The following is a 15,000-nucleotide window of genomic DNA, read 5'->3' as shown; positions in this document are numbered from 1 at the left end:
CATGAAGCCCCCCTCAAGATGAGATTTCCCATAGCGTAAGCTAGTAAGATCCCTGAAAGATGATCAGGTTGATAGGTTCGAGGTGGAAGCATGGTGACATGTGGAGCTGACGAATACTAATAGATCGAGGACTTAACCATATAATATGTAGCAAATGTTATCTAGTTTTGAAGGAATATGCCTTCATAGTTTGGTGATGATGGCAGAGAGGTCACACCCGTTCCCATACCGAACACGGAAGTTAAGCTCTCTAGCGCCGATGGTAGTTGGGACCTTGTCCCTGTGAGAGTAGGACGTCGCCAAGCAACTAAAAACACAAGTCATTTGACTTGTGTTTTTTTATTTCCCATGAAATAGATTTGGTTCCATTAATAAAAAATTTGAAATATAGTAAGGGATTTTTTGAGCAGAAATACTTAGAAATTGATAAATAAATGGATAATCTTCAGAACCATAACTTCCAAGTAAGTCATACCACCAATCTGTTTCATATCTAGAAATCATGCTTAAATTATAGAGCAATAAATAATGAATGAGGAGTTCAGGTAATATTGGCTTAGGATTTCTAGGGTCAGTCGTAAGTGGCAAATAATAAGTATTAGTAAGATGTTCATAGTATAAAGGAGTACTGTACATAGGATTCCATGATTGAATAGGCGCTGTAAAAAGTAAATTCGATTCATTAGTCTTCTCAGGTACGTGTTGTATTGATAAATGCTTACAAGATGTTTCAATGTAACGAGAAAATCTCTCTTTAGTCATATGTAATCGATCTAGTAGGTTGACTGAAAAGGAGAGCTCATTTTTAATTGTTGAATCAATTTTATATAAAGTTGATCCTTTTTGACTATAACGAAATAAATTTTGTAATTCTGGAATATTTCCCATTAGTTCTAACATGTTAAATTTTTCTGCTTCTAAGTGTTTCATGTGAAACAGTTGTTCTGCAACATGAGTAAACAATCCGTTTTTTTGTACCTTCACCTCATCTTCTAAAAATTGATACCCTTGTTTTTTTCGTTTGCGAGTTGTAACGCCATGAGCTAAAACAGTAGTGGATTCAGGATAGTTAGGGTCAATAGTTAGTAGGCATGCTTTAAACAGTTGACTAATTCCATAAAATAACAACATTGGTTGAATGGAAAATGGAGCTGTCTTATATAATTCATAATAATTTTTCCCGTGTTCTAAGTAATAAATAAAGGGATAACAATTTTCAAAACTTTTTTTTTCTGCATCCTGAATAGAGGATTTTTCATAACAACGGGCAAGATAACGTTGTACGTTTTGAGATGAAAAAAAGAAACTTAACTGCTGCCAAGTACAAGATGTTTGATGCATATATTACGCTCCTTTTATTGTCTAAAAATTCTAACATATATATACGTCCTTGACAGTATTTTAACCAATTGATAAGCTACTAATAATAATTTCTGGTATCATAGGGGGAACAATTATGTGGGAATCTAAATTTGTTAAAGAAGGTTTGACTTTTGATGATGTATTACTTGTACCAGCTAGGTCAGATATATTACCAAGAGAAGTAAGTGTTAAAACAGTTTTATCTGAAAGCTTACAGCTAAACATCCCGTTAATTAGTGCAGGAATGGATACAGTAACAGAAGCTGACATGGCTATTGCAATGGCTCGCCAAGGTGGTTTAGGAATAATTCATAAGAATATGTCTATTGAGCAACAAGCAGAGCAAGTTGATAAAGTAAAGCGCTCTGAAAGCGGCGTTATTTCAGATCCTTTCTTCTTAACTCCAGAACATCAAGTATATGATGCAGAACATCTTATGGGAAAATATCGTATCTCAGGTGTACCGGTTGTAAATAATTTAGATGAGCGAAAATTAGTTGGTATTATTACAAACCGTGATATGCGCTTCATCCAAGACTACTCAATCAAAATTTCTGACGTAATGACAAAAGAACAATTAATTACAGCTCCAGTTGGTACTACACTGGAAGAAGCTGAAAAGATCCTACAAAAGTATAAAATTGAAAAACTCCCTCTTGTTGATAATAACGGTGTATTACAAGGGCTTATTACAATAAAAGATATTGAAAAAGTAATTGAATTCCCAAACTCTGCTAAGGATAAGCAAGGACGCTTATTAGTTGGAGCAGCAGTTGGTGTAACAGCGGATGCTATGCTTCGCATCGATGCATTAGTAAAAGCTAGTGTAGATGCAATTGTACTTGATACAGCACATGGACATTCTAAAGGTGTTATTGATAAGGTAAAAGAAGTTCGTGCTAAATACCCATCACTAAATATTATCGCTGGAAATGTTGCTACTGCTGAAGCAACGAAAGCATTAATTGAAGCTGGTGCAAACGTAGTTAAAGTTGGTATTGGACCAGGTTCTATTTGTACAACACGCGTTGTAGCCGGTGTTGGTGTACCACAATTAACTGCAGTTTATGATTGTGCAACAGAAGCTCGTAAACACGGTATTCCAGTTATTGCTGATGGTGGTATTAAGTACTCTGGTGATATGGTGAAAGCTTTAGCGGCAGGAGCACATGTTGTTATGCTAGGTAGCATGTTTGCAGGTGTTGCAGAAAGCCCTGGAGAAACTGAAATTTACCAAGGTCGTCAATTTAAAGTGTATCGTGGTATGGGTTCTGTCGGTGCGATGGAAAAAGGAAGTAAAGATCGTTACTTCCAAGAAGGTAATAAAAAGCTTGTCCCAGAAGGTATTGAAGGACGAGTGCCATATAAAGGACCTTTAGCAGATACAGTTCACCAATTAGTTGGTGGCTTACGTGCAGGTATGGGATATTGCGGAGCACAGGATTTAGAATTCTTACGCGAAAATGCACAATTCATTCGTATGTCAGGTGCTGGCTTACGTGAAAGTCATCCTCATCACGTACAAATTACAAAAGAGGCTCCAAACTACTCATTATAATGTCTTATATACAAATAGACAGAGATTTGATATCTCTGTCTATTTTTTTTTGATTATGTTAGAATAACGGTTATGTGAGTACATAGATATTGGGGGTAGCAAAAGTGAAAGGTATGTTTTGCAAAAGATTCATTGCTTTGGTAACAGTGCTTACACTAGCTTGTAGCATTTTTATGCCATATAGCAATGCATCAGCTGAAACAGGAGCCGCTTTAAACATTGAAGCAGGTGCGGCAATTTTAGTAGAAGCGAATTCTGGGAAAATTTTATATCAAAAGAATGCAGATGAATTATTATCCATTGCTAGTATGACAAAGATGATGAGTGAATATTTAGTTCACGAAGCAGTGGATAAAGGAAAACTTAAGTGGGACCAGAAAATTAAGGTTTCTGAATATGCATATAAGGTTTCACAAGATGCTTCATTATCAAATGTTGCATTAGAAAATGGTGGCTCTTATACAGTAAAAGAGTTATACGAAGCAATGGCAATCTTTTCTGCAAATGGTGCAACAATTGCATTAGCAGAAGCAATTGCAGGTAAAGAAGTAGACTTCGTAAAAATGATGAATGACAAATCGAAAGAACTAGGGTTAAAAAATTATAAATTTGTCAATTCTACAGGTTTAACGAATAAAGATTTAAAGGGAATGCATCCTGAAGGAACAACAGCGGATGAAGAAAATAAAATGTCTGCAAAGGATGTTGCAACTTTAGCACAACATTTAATTAAAGATTATCCAAAAGTGTTAGATACAGCAAAAATCCCTAAAAAAGAATTCCGTCCAGAAAAAGAGAAGTTTGGAATGTCGAACTGGAACTGGATGTTAAAGGGCTTAGTTAAAGAATATGATGGCGTAGATGGCCTAAAAACAGGCTCAACTCCAGAAGCAGGAGATTGCTTCACTGGTACGGTTGAAAGAAACGGAATGCGTTTTATTTCTGTAGTTATTAAAACAAGTTCTCATACAGCACGTTTTGATGAAACAAAGAAGTTATATGATTATGGATTTGCTAACTTTGAAGTAAAACAAATGTATAAAAAAGGTTCTTCAGTAAAAGGACAAGAAACAGTACGAGTAGAAAATGCGAAAGATAAAGAGGTAGCAGTTCAAACGAAACAAGCTATTTCACTTCCAGTGCCAAAAGGAAGTAAAGATGTTTATAAAACAGAATTAAAAGAATCAAGTAAGGGACAAGAAGCACCTATTAAAAAGGGAGCTGCGCTTGGTCAAATGGTAATTACGCCAAAAGATACAAACGACCCTGGATTTTTAACTGGTAAGTCACTGCAAGTGGATCTTGTAACGACATCTGAAGTAGAAGAAGCAAACTGGTTTACTCGTGCTATGCGCGGAATTGGTTCATTCTTTAGTGGTATGTGGAATAGTGCTGTTGATACAGTAAAAGGTTGGTTTTAAAAGCTCCTCACGATAGGAGCTTTTTTTTATTCCTATTTTTCATACCGACTTTATGAAAAAGTAGTAGACAAGCATCTGATAGTTAGTGGTAGAATGTAAGAGTATTCTTAATTTTCGCCTTTAACGGGGGAAAGCAATTCACCTAGGGGGGTTTTTGTACATGACAAATGTAACAGGGACAGAACGTGTAAAACGTGGAATGGCAGAAATGCAAAAAGGCGGCGTTATTATGGACGTAGTTAACGCTGAACAAGCAAAAATTGCAGAAGAGGCAGGCGCAGTTGCCGTTATGGCATTAGAGCGTGTACCAGCAGATATTCGTGCAGCAGGTGGCGTTTCTCGTATGGCAGACCCAACAATTGTTGAAGAAGTTATGGGTGCGGTGTCAATTCCGGTTATGGCAAAATGCCGTATCGGTCACCTTGTAGAAGCACGTGTATTAGAATCATTAGGGGTAGACTATATCGATGAGAGTGAAGTATTAACTCCTGCTGATGAAGTATACCATTTAAATAAACGTGATTACACAGTTCCATTTGTATGTGGTTGCCGTGATATCGGAGAAGCTGCACGTCGTATTGCAGAAGGTGCATCTATGCTTCGTACAAAAGGTGAACCAGGAACAGGAAACATTGTAGAGGCAGTGCGTCATATGCGCCAAGTCAATGCAGAAATCCGTCAAGTTGCGAGTCTACGTGAAGATGAGTTAATGACATATGCAAAAAATACTGGCGCTCCTTACGAAGTATTACTTGAAATTAAACGTCTTGGTCGCTTACCAGTTGTAAACTTTGCGGCAGGTGGTGTAGCAACACCAGCAGATGCAGCATTAATGATGCAACTTGGTGCTGATGGGGTATTTGTTGGATCTGGTATCTTCAAATCAGAAAACCCAGAGAAATTTGCACGTGCAATCGTTGAAGCAACGACTCATTATGAAGATTACGAACTAATTGCAAGCCTTTCTAAAGGATTAGGTAATGCAATGAAGGGTGTCGAAATTTCAACGTTATTACCAGAACAACGCATGCAAGAGCGTGGATGGTAATTAAAGGAGAACTTTAAAATGGTGAAAATCGGTGTACTAGGTCTTCAAGGTGCAGTTCGTGAGCATGTAAAATCAGTTGAAGCAAGTGGTGCAGAAGCTGTTGTTGTAAAGCGTATAGAGCAACTTGAAGAGATTGATGGTCTTATTTTACCGGGCGGTGAAAGTACAACAATGCGCCGTCTTATTGATAAGTATGCTTTCATGGAACCACTTCGTACATTTGCAAAGTCTGGTAAACCAATGTTTGGTACATGTGCAGGGATGATTCTTCTTGCGAAAACACTTATTGGCTATGAAGAAGCACATATTGGTGCTATGGATATTACAGTTGAGCGCAATGCGTTCGGACGCCAAAAGGATAGTTTTGAGGCTGCGCTTTCAATTGAAGGCGTGGGTGAAGACTTCGTTGGTGTATTTATCCGTGCGCCGTATGTTGTAGAAGTAGCTGATAATGTTGAAGTGCTTTCTAAGCATGGTGACCGAATGGTAGCGGTAAGACAAGATCAGTTTTTAGCTGCTTCATTCCATCCGGAATTAACAGATGATCATCGTGTGACAGCATACTTTGTTGAAATGGTAAAAGAAGCGAAAATGAAAAAAGTTGTATAAGTAACTTGCAACTTGTATAAGATTATAGTAAATTGATGGTAACAATTTTATAAAATAAGCGTGTTGATAGGAAATAGTAACAAATGTCGTTTCTTATAGAGAGTCGATGGTTGGTGGAAATCGATAGAAACAGTTTGTGAATCCATCCTGGAATGGAATGTGGAATATCTTTTGGATTAGTAAGCATTCCCGGTGAAGAGCCGTTATTTCTACTTGAGAGGAAAGCGGTAATGCTTTCAACTAGGGTGGCAACGCGGGTTAACTCCCGTCCCTTTATATAGGGACGGGAGTTTTTTGTGTTTTATAAAATAAAAGGAGGAGTATATAATGCTTGATATTAAATTTTTACGTACAAACTTTGAAGAAGTAAAAGCGAAATTACAGCATAGAGGCGAAGATTTAACTGATTTCGGACGTTTTGAAGAATTGGATACGAGAAGAAGAGAACTACTTGTTCAGACAGAAGAATTAAAAAGTAAACGTAACGAAGTATCTCAACAAATTTCTGTATTAAAGCGCGAAAAGAAAGATGCAGAAGCTCTAATTTTAGAAATGCGTGAAGTGGGAGAAAAAGTAAAGGATCTTGATAACGAACTTCGTACAGTTGAAGAAGACTTAGAAAGATTAATGTTATCTATTCCAAATATCCCTCATGAATCTGCTCCAGTTGGTGAAACAGAGGATGATAATGTAGTAGCACGTACTTGGGGAGAAGTGAAAGAATTTACTTATGAGCCAAAACCACATTGGGATCTTGCTACTGATTTAGGAATTTTAGATTTTGAACGCGCTGGGAAAGTAACAGGAAGCCGCTTCGTATTTTACAAAGGTGCTGGTGCAAGATTAGAGCGTGCTTTAATTAGCTTTATGCTTGATCTTCATACTGATGAGCATGGATATGAAGAAGTATTACCTCCATATATGGTAAACCGTGCAAGTATGACAGGAACAGGACAACTTCCAAAGTTTGAAGAAGATGCATTCCGTATTGAAAGTGAAGATTACTTCTTAATTCCAACAGCTGAAGTACCTGTAACGAATATGCATCGTGATGAGATTTTAAATAAAGAGCAATTGCCTATAAGATATGCTGCATTTAGCTCTTGCTTCCGTTCTGAAGCAGGTTCAGCTGGGCGTGATACACGTGGTTTAATTCGCCAGCATCAGTTCAATAAAGTAGAGCTTGTGAAGTTCGTAAAACCAGAAGATTCTTATGAAGAGTTAGAAAAGTTAACAAATGATGCAGAACGCGTGTTACAATTATTAGAGTTGCCATATCGCGTTATGAGCATGTGCACAGGCGATTTAGGATTTACAGCAGCGAAGAAATACGATATTGAAGTATGGATTCCAAGCTATGGCACATATCGTGAAATTTCTTCTTGTAGTAATTTTGAAGCTTTCCAAGCGAGACGTGCAAATATCCGTTTCCGCCGTGAACCAAATGGAAAACCAGAACATGTTCATACATTAAATGGATCTGGTCTTGCAATTGGACGTACGGTTGCAGCTATTTTAGAGAACTACCAACAAGAAGATGGTACAATTATAATTCCAGAAGTTCTTCGCCCTTATATGGGAGGAAAAACAGTTATTAAGTAAATTTAAACATTCATCGGTATGAGTGATTGGTAATTATGAGCGTTGTCAGTACTGTAATGTAGGAAGGGGAAAGTAAAATTTTCCTTTCCTCATAATTTATTTTAGTAGGGTTGACTAACTGTTTTTCTTTTGATATTATATTTGATGTCAATATGGAGGTATACCCAAGTCTGGCTGAAGGGATCGGTCTTGAAAACCGACAGGCGGCGAGAGTCGCGCGGGGGTTCGAATCCCTCTACCTCCTCCAGATATAATTGACAACAGCGCATATAAGTGGAGATTGGAGAACTCGTTACCAACACGTAACGAGTTTTTATTTTAAAACCAATCATAAAGTATGGTGTAAGGTAATTTTGTCCTTATTACACACTCATATTCCGATGATTATCTTCATAGATATGAAAGGAGTCAACATGGATCTTATTATACAAACGTTTCCTTTAGATGGAAAAACTTTATATTATGTACAATGTCCTGTCTGTAAGAACAATAGAATTTTAAACAGTGGTGCAAACGTATCACGCATTATTAGTGATGATACATTCCGTAAACTTTGTGGTTGTACTTGTGATGTAAAACCAGCTACGAGTAAAGTAGAGGCGCCAAAACAAGTTAAAAAAGCAGCTGTAAAGAAAGAAGCAGCTCCAAAACGTACAGGTAAAGTATTAACGGCAGTAATTAACGGGAAAGAAATGACTGTTAAAGAGATTGCTGAAGCATACGATATTAGTACAAGTACTGTTCGTCAGCGCATTAACGCAGGAAAACCTGAGAGTGAAATTATTGCTCCAACAAAGAAGAAGTAATTTAATAGGAAAACCCGTGCATATGCACGGGTTTTTTCAGAGTGTTGGGAAACCCTTTAGGGTTCCCAACACTCTGGAATCTTTTTTGATTTTAGCGAATAAAAACAACATAAAATAATAGAATTTTAAAAAATAGCCCTCCACCTGACCCTTTTTGGTCAGGTGGAGGGCTATTTTTTTCATGTTTTGACAAGCTGCGGTGAGATAAGCTTGCATTTGGACAGACTTCAGCCCTCGAAACCGGGCATAGCGGTAGCCATGTAGTTCTTTGGCGTCTGCAAAGCTTCGCTCTATAGTGGAACAGCGTACTTTATACAACCTTTTCCCTGTAGCTGTTAGCTTGTTTTTTCTAGCAATATCCTTATATTTCTCCCACACATGATGAGTGATAACTTTTTGTTTTTGTTTCTTTGAAAAGCACACCTCACGTAACGGACAAACAGCGCAGTCTTCTGGATTCGATTTGTATTGACGGTATCCTTCACGATCAGTTGTTACATATTCTAGAATACATCCCATCGGACAAGCGAAAACATTCATTTCTTCTACATATTTAAATTGGCTTTTCGGTACTTCTTTATTCCGTTTTCCAAATCGGCGATACCCCATCACCATAAATATATTCCGTTCTGATAGTTTCTTACAGATATATCCTGTAAAATAGCCAGCATCAAGGGCAACAGCTTCTACTTTGAAGTCGAATTTATCAATCTGAGCTTGGAGGCGTGCTAAATACGGCTCGGAATCTGCCATATTTCCAGCCGTTACATAGGTATCTGTAATAATATTGTACTTCGCATCAGTCGTACGATGATCCAAGAAATGAAAACCATTTGGTTTTCCATCTCTCATTAAAAATCCACTATCTGGATCCGTTGTACTTATACGAGTTTTTTTGGTAGGGGTATCACTTTCCTTTCTAGGTTTTAATTCTTTTTTCCATGTACCTCACGATCTTCGATTACCGCAGCTTCTAGCTCGTCTATATAAAACTTTGCTTTTTCTTTTTTATATTTATGTACAAATTTATTTTTATTGGCATTGGCCTTAATATGTGTAGAATCTGTCATCAGTGCACGTCCTCCTACCATCCGGTGCTCCGTCGCTTGTCTCACAATCTCATCAAAAATTTCTTCGAAAATATTTGTATGAATAAAACGAGTACGACGATTCCAACTGATTGTAGAGTGATCCGGAATAGTATCCGATAGAGAAAACCCTAAAAACCAACGGTAGGCAATATTCGTTTTAATTTCCTTTTCCAATTGACGCTCAGAACGAATACCGTAAAAATATCCAATAAACATCATCTTAAATAAAACAATAGGATGAATGGACGGGCGTCCATTGTTTTCACAGTAATAAGGGCGTAACTTCTCTTCAATAAAATCAAAACTAATTGTCGCTTCAATTGCACGAAGGAAATGATCTTGTGGAACCAACTCTTCTACAGAAACAGATACACGCTCATCACGATGATTTTTTAAAGCACCCATCATAAAAAATCTCTCCTTTTCCTCTTTTTTATCAGTGTTGACACATAAAAAGAGGTTCAGACACAAAAACAGGCTGTGGAGAAGACTTTCTCCACAGCCTGGGAAAACCCGTGCATATGCACGGGTTTTTTATTTTACAAGTTTACGTGTTTGTTTTAAAAAATGGCCAATTTTTTTTATGATTGGTTCGATTGAATCACCATCTTTTAAAATATCGTACTCATTAATATTTAAGCGTAATACAGGGCATGAATTAAAGTTGTTAATCCAGTTTTCATAACGTCCATGCATTTCTTTCCAGTACTCAATTGGTGTTTGCTGTTCCATTGGGCGCCCGCGTTCTTGAATACGATCGACAATATCATCGAAAGAACCTTCTAAGTAAATTAATAAGTCTGGATGAGGGAAGTAAGGAGTCATGACCATAGCGTCAAATAAACCTTTGTATGTTTCATAATCAGTTTCCGTCATTGTTCCTTTTTCATGATGCATCTTTGCGAAAATTCCAGTGTCTTCGTAAATGGAACGATCTTGAACAAAACCGCCACCATATTCAAAAATTCTTTTTTGTTCTTTAAATCGTTCTGCTAAAAAGTACACTTGTAGGTGGAAGCTCCAGCGAGTGAAGTCCGCATAGAACTTGTCCAAATATGGATTGGAATCTACTTTTTCAAATGATGTGCGATAACCTAAAGCATTAGCTAATGCAGTTGTCATAGTTGATTTACCCACACCTACTGTTCCGGCGATAGTGATTACTGCGTCATTGGGTATATCATATTTTTGCCTTAAATTCATTATTATTTCGACTCCTTTAAGAGAGTATTTTGAAGGGCAGATAGGATAACGTTTAAATCATCAGGATTTTTTACAAAATCCATATCGTCGCCATTAAATTTCAATACTGGTATTTCCGGATGATCTTTTTTAAAAGCATCCATTGCTGTTTCATAATCTTTTGTGAGCTGTAGTAAGTAATTTGGATCCATGTTTTTTTCAAATTTTCTTCCGCGCATGGCGATTCGTTTTTGCAATGTCTCTAGGCTAGCTGTTAAATAAACAATGACATTTGGCACAGGCATATCTTGTGTAAGGATACGATAAATTTGCATGTATTTGTCATATTGAGCGTCTTTTAATGTGCGGGATGCAAAAATTAAATTTTTAAAGATATGGTAATCCGCTACTACTGGTTTCCTTTGATTCAAGTACTTTATGTTAATGTCTTCTAATTGTTTGTATCTATTACAAAGAAAGAACATCTCTGTTTGAAAACTCCATTCGTCGATGTCTTCATAGAACTTTCCTAAAAAGGGATTTTCATCAACAATCTCTTTTAGTAAGTGGAGTTGCATGTGAGTTGAAATTTCCTTCGCAAGTGAAGTTTTTCCAACACCAATTGGTCCTTCAACCGTGATAAATGGTACTCCGGTCACGCTGTTTCCTCCTTTCAATCAGTGATTTACCGTGACTACTAAAAACACAAAACAGAATTATTGTAGCACAAGAGGGAAGCGAGCGGGTTAATTTGATATAAAAAGTTAGAAAATAGATATATGTATTAATTAAATTTTATTTTGGTTGATGATGTTATATTTGCTTTCAATATAGTTTCCATTATTTTCAAAGCATGTATATTATCTTGGTCGTTGTTAGAGGCGATACAATCCTGTGGTACATACAATTTATAATTTCTCATATGAGCATCATTAGCTGTAAATAGGATACATATATTTCCGGCAACCCCTGTTAATATAAGATTTTCTATTTTTAAATAACCTAGTAATGAATTTAAAGGTGTTTCATAAAAAGCGGAATAATGTGGTTTAATAAAAATGTACTCATCAAAACTTGGAGCAATCTTATGAATTATATTTTCGCTATATTCATTTGTGCAATGAGTAATAAGTTGGTCGATATCAGATCTCCAAAGTTGATAATGGTCATTAACGTAAATTATAGGATAGCCAAAGGATTTCATTTTTTTCTTTAATTGTAAAATAGGGTTTGTTATAGTTTCGCATTTTTTAGCTAGAATGGGTCCGTGGGAAAATTGAAAGTCATTAATCATATCGATAATGAGCAAGGCGGTATTTTTCATATGTAATCCCCTCTCTTTTTTCTTTTAGGGTGGATTGAATTTGTAAAAGTTATCCCCTGTGTAGTAAATGGAAATAAGTGTACTTTATTTGTAATGAAAGGACTATGTTATGGAACAAGATCAAGATATTTATTTTATGCAATTAGCGATAGAAGAAGCTAAAAAGGCAGAGGAAATACAGGAAGTACCAATTGGAGCAGTTATAGTGTTAGATGGTGAGGTAATTAGTGTTGCCCATAATTTAAGGGAAACTGAGCAAAGATCAATAGCTCATGCTGAGTTGCTAGCGATAGATGATGCATGTAAAAAATTAGGGACATGGCGTTTAGAAGATGCAACATTGTATGTAACATTAGAACCTTGTCCAATGTGTGCGGGTGGAATTGTTTTATCACGAGTGAAGCGAGTTGTATATGGTGCAAGTGATCCGAAGGGCGGATGTGCAGGGACATTGATGAATCTTTTAACGGATGAACGCTTCAATCATCAATGTGAAGTAGTATCTGGTGTACTAGAGGAAGAATGCGGTACGTTGTTAACAAACTTTTTTAGAGAGCTTCGTAAAAAAAGAAAAGCAATAAAAAAATTAGAGAAGAATACTGGGAACTAACGTATTTGCATTTTCTAAAGAAACAAGTTATACTGATAATGCCTTTAATGAAGGCAACCGAATATTGGTTTTAACTTTGCCGTGCTAAGCGGGGAGGTAGCGGTGCCCTATACTCGCAATCCGCTCTAGCGAGGCCGAATCCCCTCTCGAGGTTATGTTGCTGTAAGGTCTGCCTTAAGTAAGTGGTGTTGACGTTTGGGTCCTGCGCAACGGGACCCCGTGAACCTTGTCAGGTCCGGAAGGAAGCAGCAATAAGCGGGTCTTCTCGTGTGCCGCAGGAGTGCCTGAACCGAGCTAACTGCTTGAGTAACGCTTATGGTACGTAATCGACGGAGGGTGCACGGCAGTTATATATGTATACAAAACTCACCTTAATACAAAGGTGAGTTTTTTGTATAGAAAATAACTTTTGGAATCTATAAACAGAATGGGTTATAATAAATGAGATAATAACCTTTGAGGGAGGCCGTATTTTCGTGTCATACCAAGCGTTATACCGAACATGGAGACCGCAAAAGTTCGAAGATGTAGTCGGTCAAAAGCACGTGACAAAAACGTTGCAAAATGCCCTTCTTCAAGAGAAAGTTTCACATGCTTATTTATTTTCTGGCCCGAGGGGAACAGGAAAAACGACAATTGCAAAAGTATTTGCAAAAGCAATTAACTGTGAACATGCTCCGGTAGCTGAACCTTGTAATGAATGTCCTTCTTGTTTAGGAATCACACAAGGATCCATTTCAGATGTATTAGAAATTGATGCGGCTTCAAATAACGGTGTAGATGAAATTCGAGATATTAGAGATAAAGTAAAATACGCTCCAAGTGCTGTAGAATATAAAGTATACATTATTGATGAAGTTCACATGCTTTCTATGGGTGCATTCAATGCGCTTTTAAAAACCTTAGAAGAGCCGCCAGGACATGTTATCTTTATTTTGGCGACAACAGAACCTCATAAGATCCCACCTACAATCATTTCACGTTGTCAGCGCTTTGAATTCCGAAAAATATCAGTGAATGATATTGTTGAAAGATTATCAACGGTCGTGACAAATGAAGGTACGCAAGTGGAAGGTGAAGCATTACAAATTGTTGCGCGTGCTGCCGAAGGTGGTATGCGTGATGCGCTTAGTCTTATTGATCAGGCTATATCTTATAGTGATGAGATTGTTACGACAGAAGATGTATTGGCCGTAACAGGATCTGTTTCTCAGCAATACTTAGGCAATTTAGTAGAGTGCATACGTGAAAATGATGTATCAAGAGCATTGCAAATCATAGATGAAATGATGAGTAAAGGGAAGGATCCAGTTCGTTTTATGGAGGATTTCATTTACTATTATCGTGATATGCTTTTATATCAAACTTCACCACAACTAGAACATATGTTGGAACGAGTAATTGTAGATGATCAATTCCGTAAGTTGAGTGAAGAAATGCAACCGGAAGTGATCTATGAGATTATTCATACCCTTAGTAAGGGACAACAGGAAATGAAGTGGACAAATCATCCGCGTATTTTCTTAGAAGTTGTTATGGTGCAATTGTGTCAACAGTTTATGATGCAAGCAAATGGTACAGATCGTTTGCAAGCAATTATGAACAGGATGCAGCAACTGGAGAAAGAGTTAGAGCAAGTCAAAAAGAACGGTGTGCCAGCAGGTGTACAACAGGAAGTAAGAGAGACACGTGCAACACCAAAACCGGTACGAACAGGAAGTATGAAAATTCCTGTCGGACGTGTAAATGAAGTATTAAAACAAGCGAAGCGTCAAGATTTAGAACAATTAAAAGCTGTATGGGGTGAGTTGTTAGGAAGACTCAAATCATATAACAAAGTAGCGTTTGCCGTTTTACTAGAAAATAGTGAACCAGTGGCAGCTTCAGATGACACTTACGTTTTAGCATTTCAATATGAGATTCACTGTAAGATGGCGAGCGAAAATCGAGAAGCTATGGATACAGTAGAACAAGCTTTATTTGAATTGCTAAGTAAAAGGTTAAATATGATTGCCATTCCAAAAAGTGAATGGGGTAAAATCCGTGAAGACTTTTTACAACGTGAAGGTGGAGAGTCTGAAGAAAGCCCAGAGAAAAAGGAAGACCCTCTTATAGAAGAGGCAGTGAAGTTAGTAGGGCAAGAACTCATTGAAATAAAAGAGTAATAATAATTAGGAGGAATTAATTATGATGCGTGGCGGAATGGGAAATATGAATAACATGATGAAACAAATGCAAAAGATGCAAAAGGACATGGCGAAAGCACAAGAGGAGCTTGGTGAAAAAACAGTTGAAGGTACAGCTGGCGGCGGAATGATTACAGTTATTGCAAATGGTCACAAGCAAATTCTTGAAGTGAAGATTAAAGAGGAAGTTGTAGATCCAGA

Annotated in this window: 13 protein-coding genes, 1 tRNA gene, 2 rRNA genes, 1 other RNA gene, 1 pseudogene and 1 other annotated feature (2 of these 19 only partly in view); of the genes and pseudogenes, 13 read left to right on the top strand and 5 right to left on the bottom strand. The window is 37.2% G+C overall.

Translation table 11 applies throughout. From position 1 onward, the window contains the following. Positions 1-140 (top strand): 23S ribosomal RNA (locus AC3WVZ_RS26965); it begins 2,782 nt to the left of the window's first position. A gap of 49 nt (positions 141-189) precedes the next feature. Further along, positions 190-305, top strand: a 5S ribosomal RNA gene (rrf, locus tag AC3WVZ_RS26960). Positions 306-339: 34 nt separating this feature from the next. Here the strand turns inward: rrf and AC3WVZ_RS26955 are convergent. After that, entirely contained in the window at positions 340-1,341 is a 1,002-nt protein-coding gene (locus AC3WVZ_RS26955; RefSeq protein ID WP_000554287.1) for a YaaC family protein, read from the bottom strand. A 115-nt stretch (positions 1,342-1,456) separates the two neighbouring features. Between AC3WVZ_RS26955 and guaB the strand changes: the two genes are divergently transcribed. The 7 genes from guaB to AC3WVZ_RS26920 all read left to right on the top strand — a co-directional run bounded on the left by guaB (position 1,457) and on the right by AC3WVZ_RS26920 (position 8,406). Next, entirely contained in the window at positions 1,457-2,920 is a 1,464-nt protein-coding gene (guaB, locus tag AC3WVZ_RS26950) for an IMP dehydrogenase (RefSeq protein WP_000264088.1), read from the top strand. Between the two features lie 113 nt (positions 2,921-3,033). Next, on the top strand, positions 3,034-4,341 hold the full coding sequence (gene dacA / locus AC3WVZ_RS26945; RefSeq protein ID WP_233936611.1) for a D-alanyl-D-alanine carboxypeptidase DacA: 1,308 nt from the start codon (positions 3,034-3,036) through the stop codon (positions 4,339-4,341). A 160-nt stretch (positions 4,342-4,501) separates the two neighbouring features. After that, positions 4,502-5,389 carry a pyridoxal 5'-phosphate synthase lyase subunit PdxS gene (gene pdxS, locus AC3WVZ_RS26940; protein WP_000186165.1) on the top strand — a complete coding sequence of 296 codons (888 nt, stop codon included), beginning with the start codon at positions 4,502-4,504 and terminating at the stop codon, positions 5,387-5,389. A gap of 18 nt (positions 5,390-5,407) precedes the next feature. Next, complete coding sequence (gene pdxT / locus AC3WVZ_RS26935; RefSeq protein WP_000238785.1) at positions 5,408-5,998, top strand: pyridoxal 5'-phosphate synthase glutaminase subunit PdxT; 591 nt, start codon at positions 5,408-5,410, stop codon at positions 5,996-5,998. 54 nt (positions 5,999-6,052) lie between these two features. Then, positions 6,053-6,274: a binding site (T-box leader), on the top strand. Positions 6,275-6,325: 51 nt separating this feature from the next. Continuing rightward, a complete protein-coding gene (gene serS / locus AC3WVZ_RS26930) occupies positions 6,326-7,600 on the top strand; it encodes a serine--tRNA ligase (RefSeq protein ID WP_000884187.1) in 1,275 nt (424 codons plus the stop codon). A gap of 154 nt (positions 7,601-7,754) precedes the next feature. Further along, positions 7,755-7,847 (top strand) — tRNA-Ser (locus AC3WVZ_RS26925). Between the two features lie 166 nt (positions 7,848-8,013). Further along, positions 8,014-8,406, top strand: a complete 393-nt coding sequence (locus tag AC3WVZ_RS26920; protein ID WP_000364193.1) for a sigma factor-like helix-turn-helix DNA-binding protein — start codon at positions 8,014-8,016, stop codon at positions 8,404-8,406. A gap of 129 nt (positions 8,407-8,535) precedes the next feature. On the opposite strand, the pseudogene AC3WVZ_RS26915 reads toward AC3WVZ_RS26920, so the two are convergent. The 4 genes and pseudogenes from AC3WVZ_RS26915 to AC3WVZ_RS26900 form a co-directional block, all read right to left on the bottom strand. Further along, positions 8,536-9,905, bottom strand: a pseudogene (locus tag AC3WVZ_RS26915) (IS1182-like element ISBth7 family transposase); the annotation flags it as partial. A gap of 126 nt (positions 9,906-10,031) precedes the next feature. Beyond that, positions 10,032-10,700, bottom strand: coding sequence for a deoxynucleoside kinase (locus tag AC3WVZ_RS26910; RefSeq protein WP_001053585.1), 669 nt, complete (start codon positions 10,698-10,700; stop codon positions 10,032-10,034). Positions 10,701-10,702: 2 nt separating this feature from the next. Beyond that, positions 10,703-11,338: a deoxynucleoside kinase gene (locus AC3WVZ_RS26905; protein WP_233935677.1), complete on the bottom strand. Its 636-nt coding sequence runs from the start codon at positions 11,336-11,338 to the stop codon at positions 10,703-10,705. 125 nt (positions 11,339-11,463) lie between these two features. Continuing rightward, positions 11,464-12,003, bottom strand: a complete 540-nt coding sequence (locus AC3WVZ_RS26900) for a cysteine hydrolase family protein (protein WP_233935676.1) — start codon at positions 12,001-12,003, stop codon at positions 11,464-11,466. Between the two features lie 109 nt (positions 12,004-12,112). Here AC3WVZ_RS26900 and tadA point away from each other — a divergent pair, with 109 nt between their 5' ends. The 4 genes from tadA to AC3WVZ_RS26880 all read left to right on the top strand — a co-directional run. Next, positions 12,113-12,613 carry a tRNA adenosine(34) deaminase TadA gene (gene tadA / locus AC3WVZ_RS26895; RefSeq protein ID WP_000434329.1) on the top strand — a complete coding sequence of 167 codons (501 nt, stop codon included), beginning with the start codon at positions 12,113-12,115 and terminating at the stop codon, positions 12,611-12,613. 79 nt (positions 12,614-12,692) lie between these two features. After that, an RNA gene (gene ffs, locus AC3WVZ_RS26890) (signal recognition particle sRNA large type) lies at positions 12,693-12,957 on the top strand. A 132-nt stretch (positions 12,958-13,089) separates the two neighbouring features. After that, a complete protein-coding gene (gene dnaX, locus AC3WVZ_RS26885; RefSeq protein ID WP_000121587.1) occupies positions 13,090-14,778 on the top strand; it encodes a DNA polymerase III subunit gamma/tau in 1,689 nt (562 codons plus the stop codon). 25 nt (positions 14,779-14,803) lie between these two features. Then, a protein-coding gene (locus AC3WVZ_RS26880; RefSeq protein WP_014894853.1) for a YbaB/EbfC family nucleoid-associated protein crosses the window boundary here: on the top strand, positions 14,804-15,000 show its 5' portion. 130 nt of this gene lie beyond the right edge of the window; the window shows 197 of its 327 coding nt (coding positions 1-197); its start codon is at positions 14,804-14,806; its stop codon lies off the right edge, out of view.

Source organism: Bacillus sp. CPT56D-587-MTF, assembly GCF_058792335.1.
Note: the sequence above shows the minus strand (reverse complement) of the source record. Positions and strands in the feature narration are given on the sequence as shown.

Coding starts and splice junctions, on each gene's coding strand:
- AC3WVZ_RS26955 (WP_000554287.1), bottom strand. CDS start 1,341: ATGCATCAAACATCTTGTACTTGGCAGCAGTTAAGTTTCTTTTTTTCA.
- guaB (WP_000264088.1), top strand. CDS start 1,457: ATGTGGGAATCTAAATTTGTTAAAGAAGGTTTGACTTTTGATGATGTA.
- dacA (WP_233936611.1), top strand. CDS start 3,034: ATGTTTTGCAAAAGATTCATTGCTTTGGTAACAGTGCTTACACTAGCT.
- pdxS (WP_000186165.1), top strand. CDS start 4,502: ATGACAAATGTAACAGGGACAGAACGTGTAAAACGTGGAATGGCAGAA.
- pdxT (WP_000238785.1), top strand. CDS start 5,408: ATGGTGAAAATCGGTGTACTAGGTCTTCAAGGTGCAGTTCGTGAGCAT.
- serS (WP_000884187.1), top strand. CDS start 6,326: ATGCTTGATATTAAATTTTTACGTACAAACTTTGAAGAAGTAAAAGCG.
- AC3WVZ_RS26920 (WP_000364193.1), top strand. CDS start 8,014: ATGGATCTTATTATACAAACGTTTCCTTTAGATGGAAAAACTTTATAT.
- AC3WVZ_RS26910 (WP_001053585.1), bottom strand. CDS start 10,700: ATGAATTTAAGGCAAAAATATGATATACCCAATGACGCAGTAATCACT.
- AC3WVZ_RS26900 (WP_233935676.1), bottom strand. CDS start 12,003: ATGAAAAATACCGCCTTGCTCATTATCGATATGATTAATGACTTTCAA.
- tadA (WP_000434329.1), top strand. CDS start 12,113: ATGGAACAAGATCAAGATATTTATTTTATGCAATTAGCGATAGAAGAA.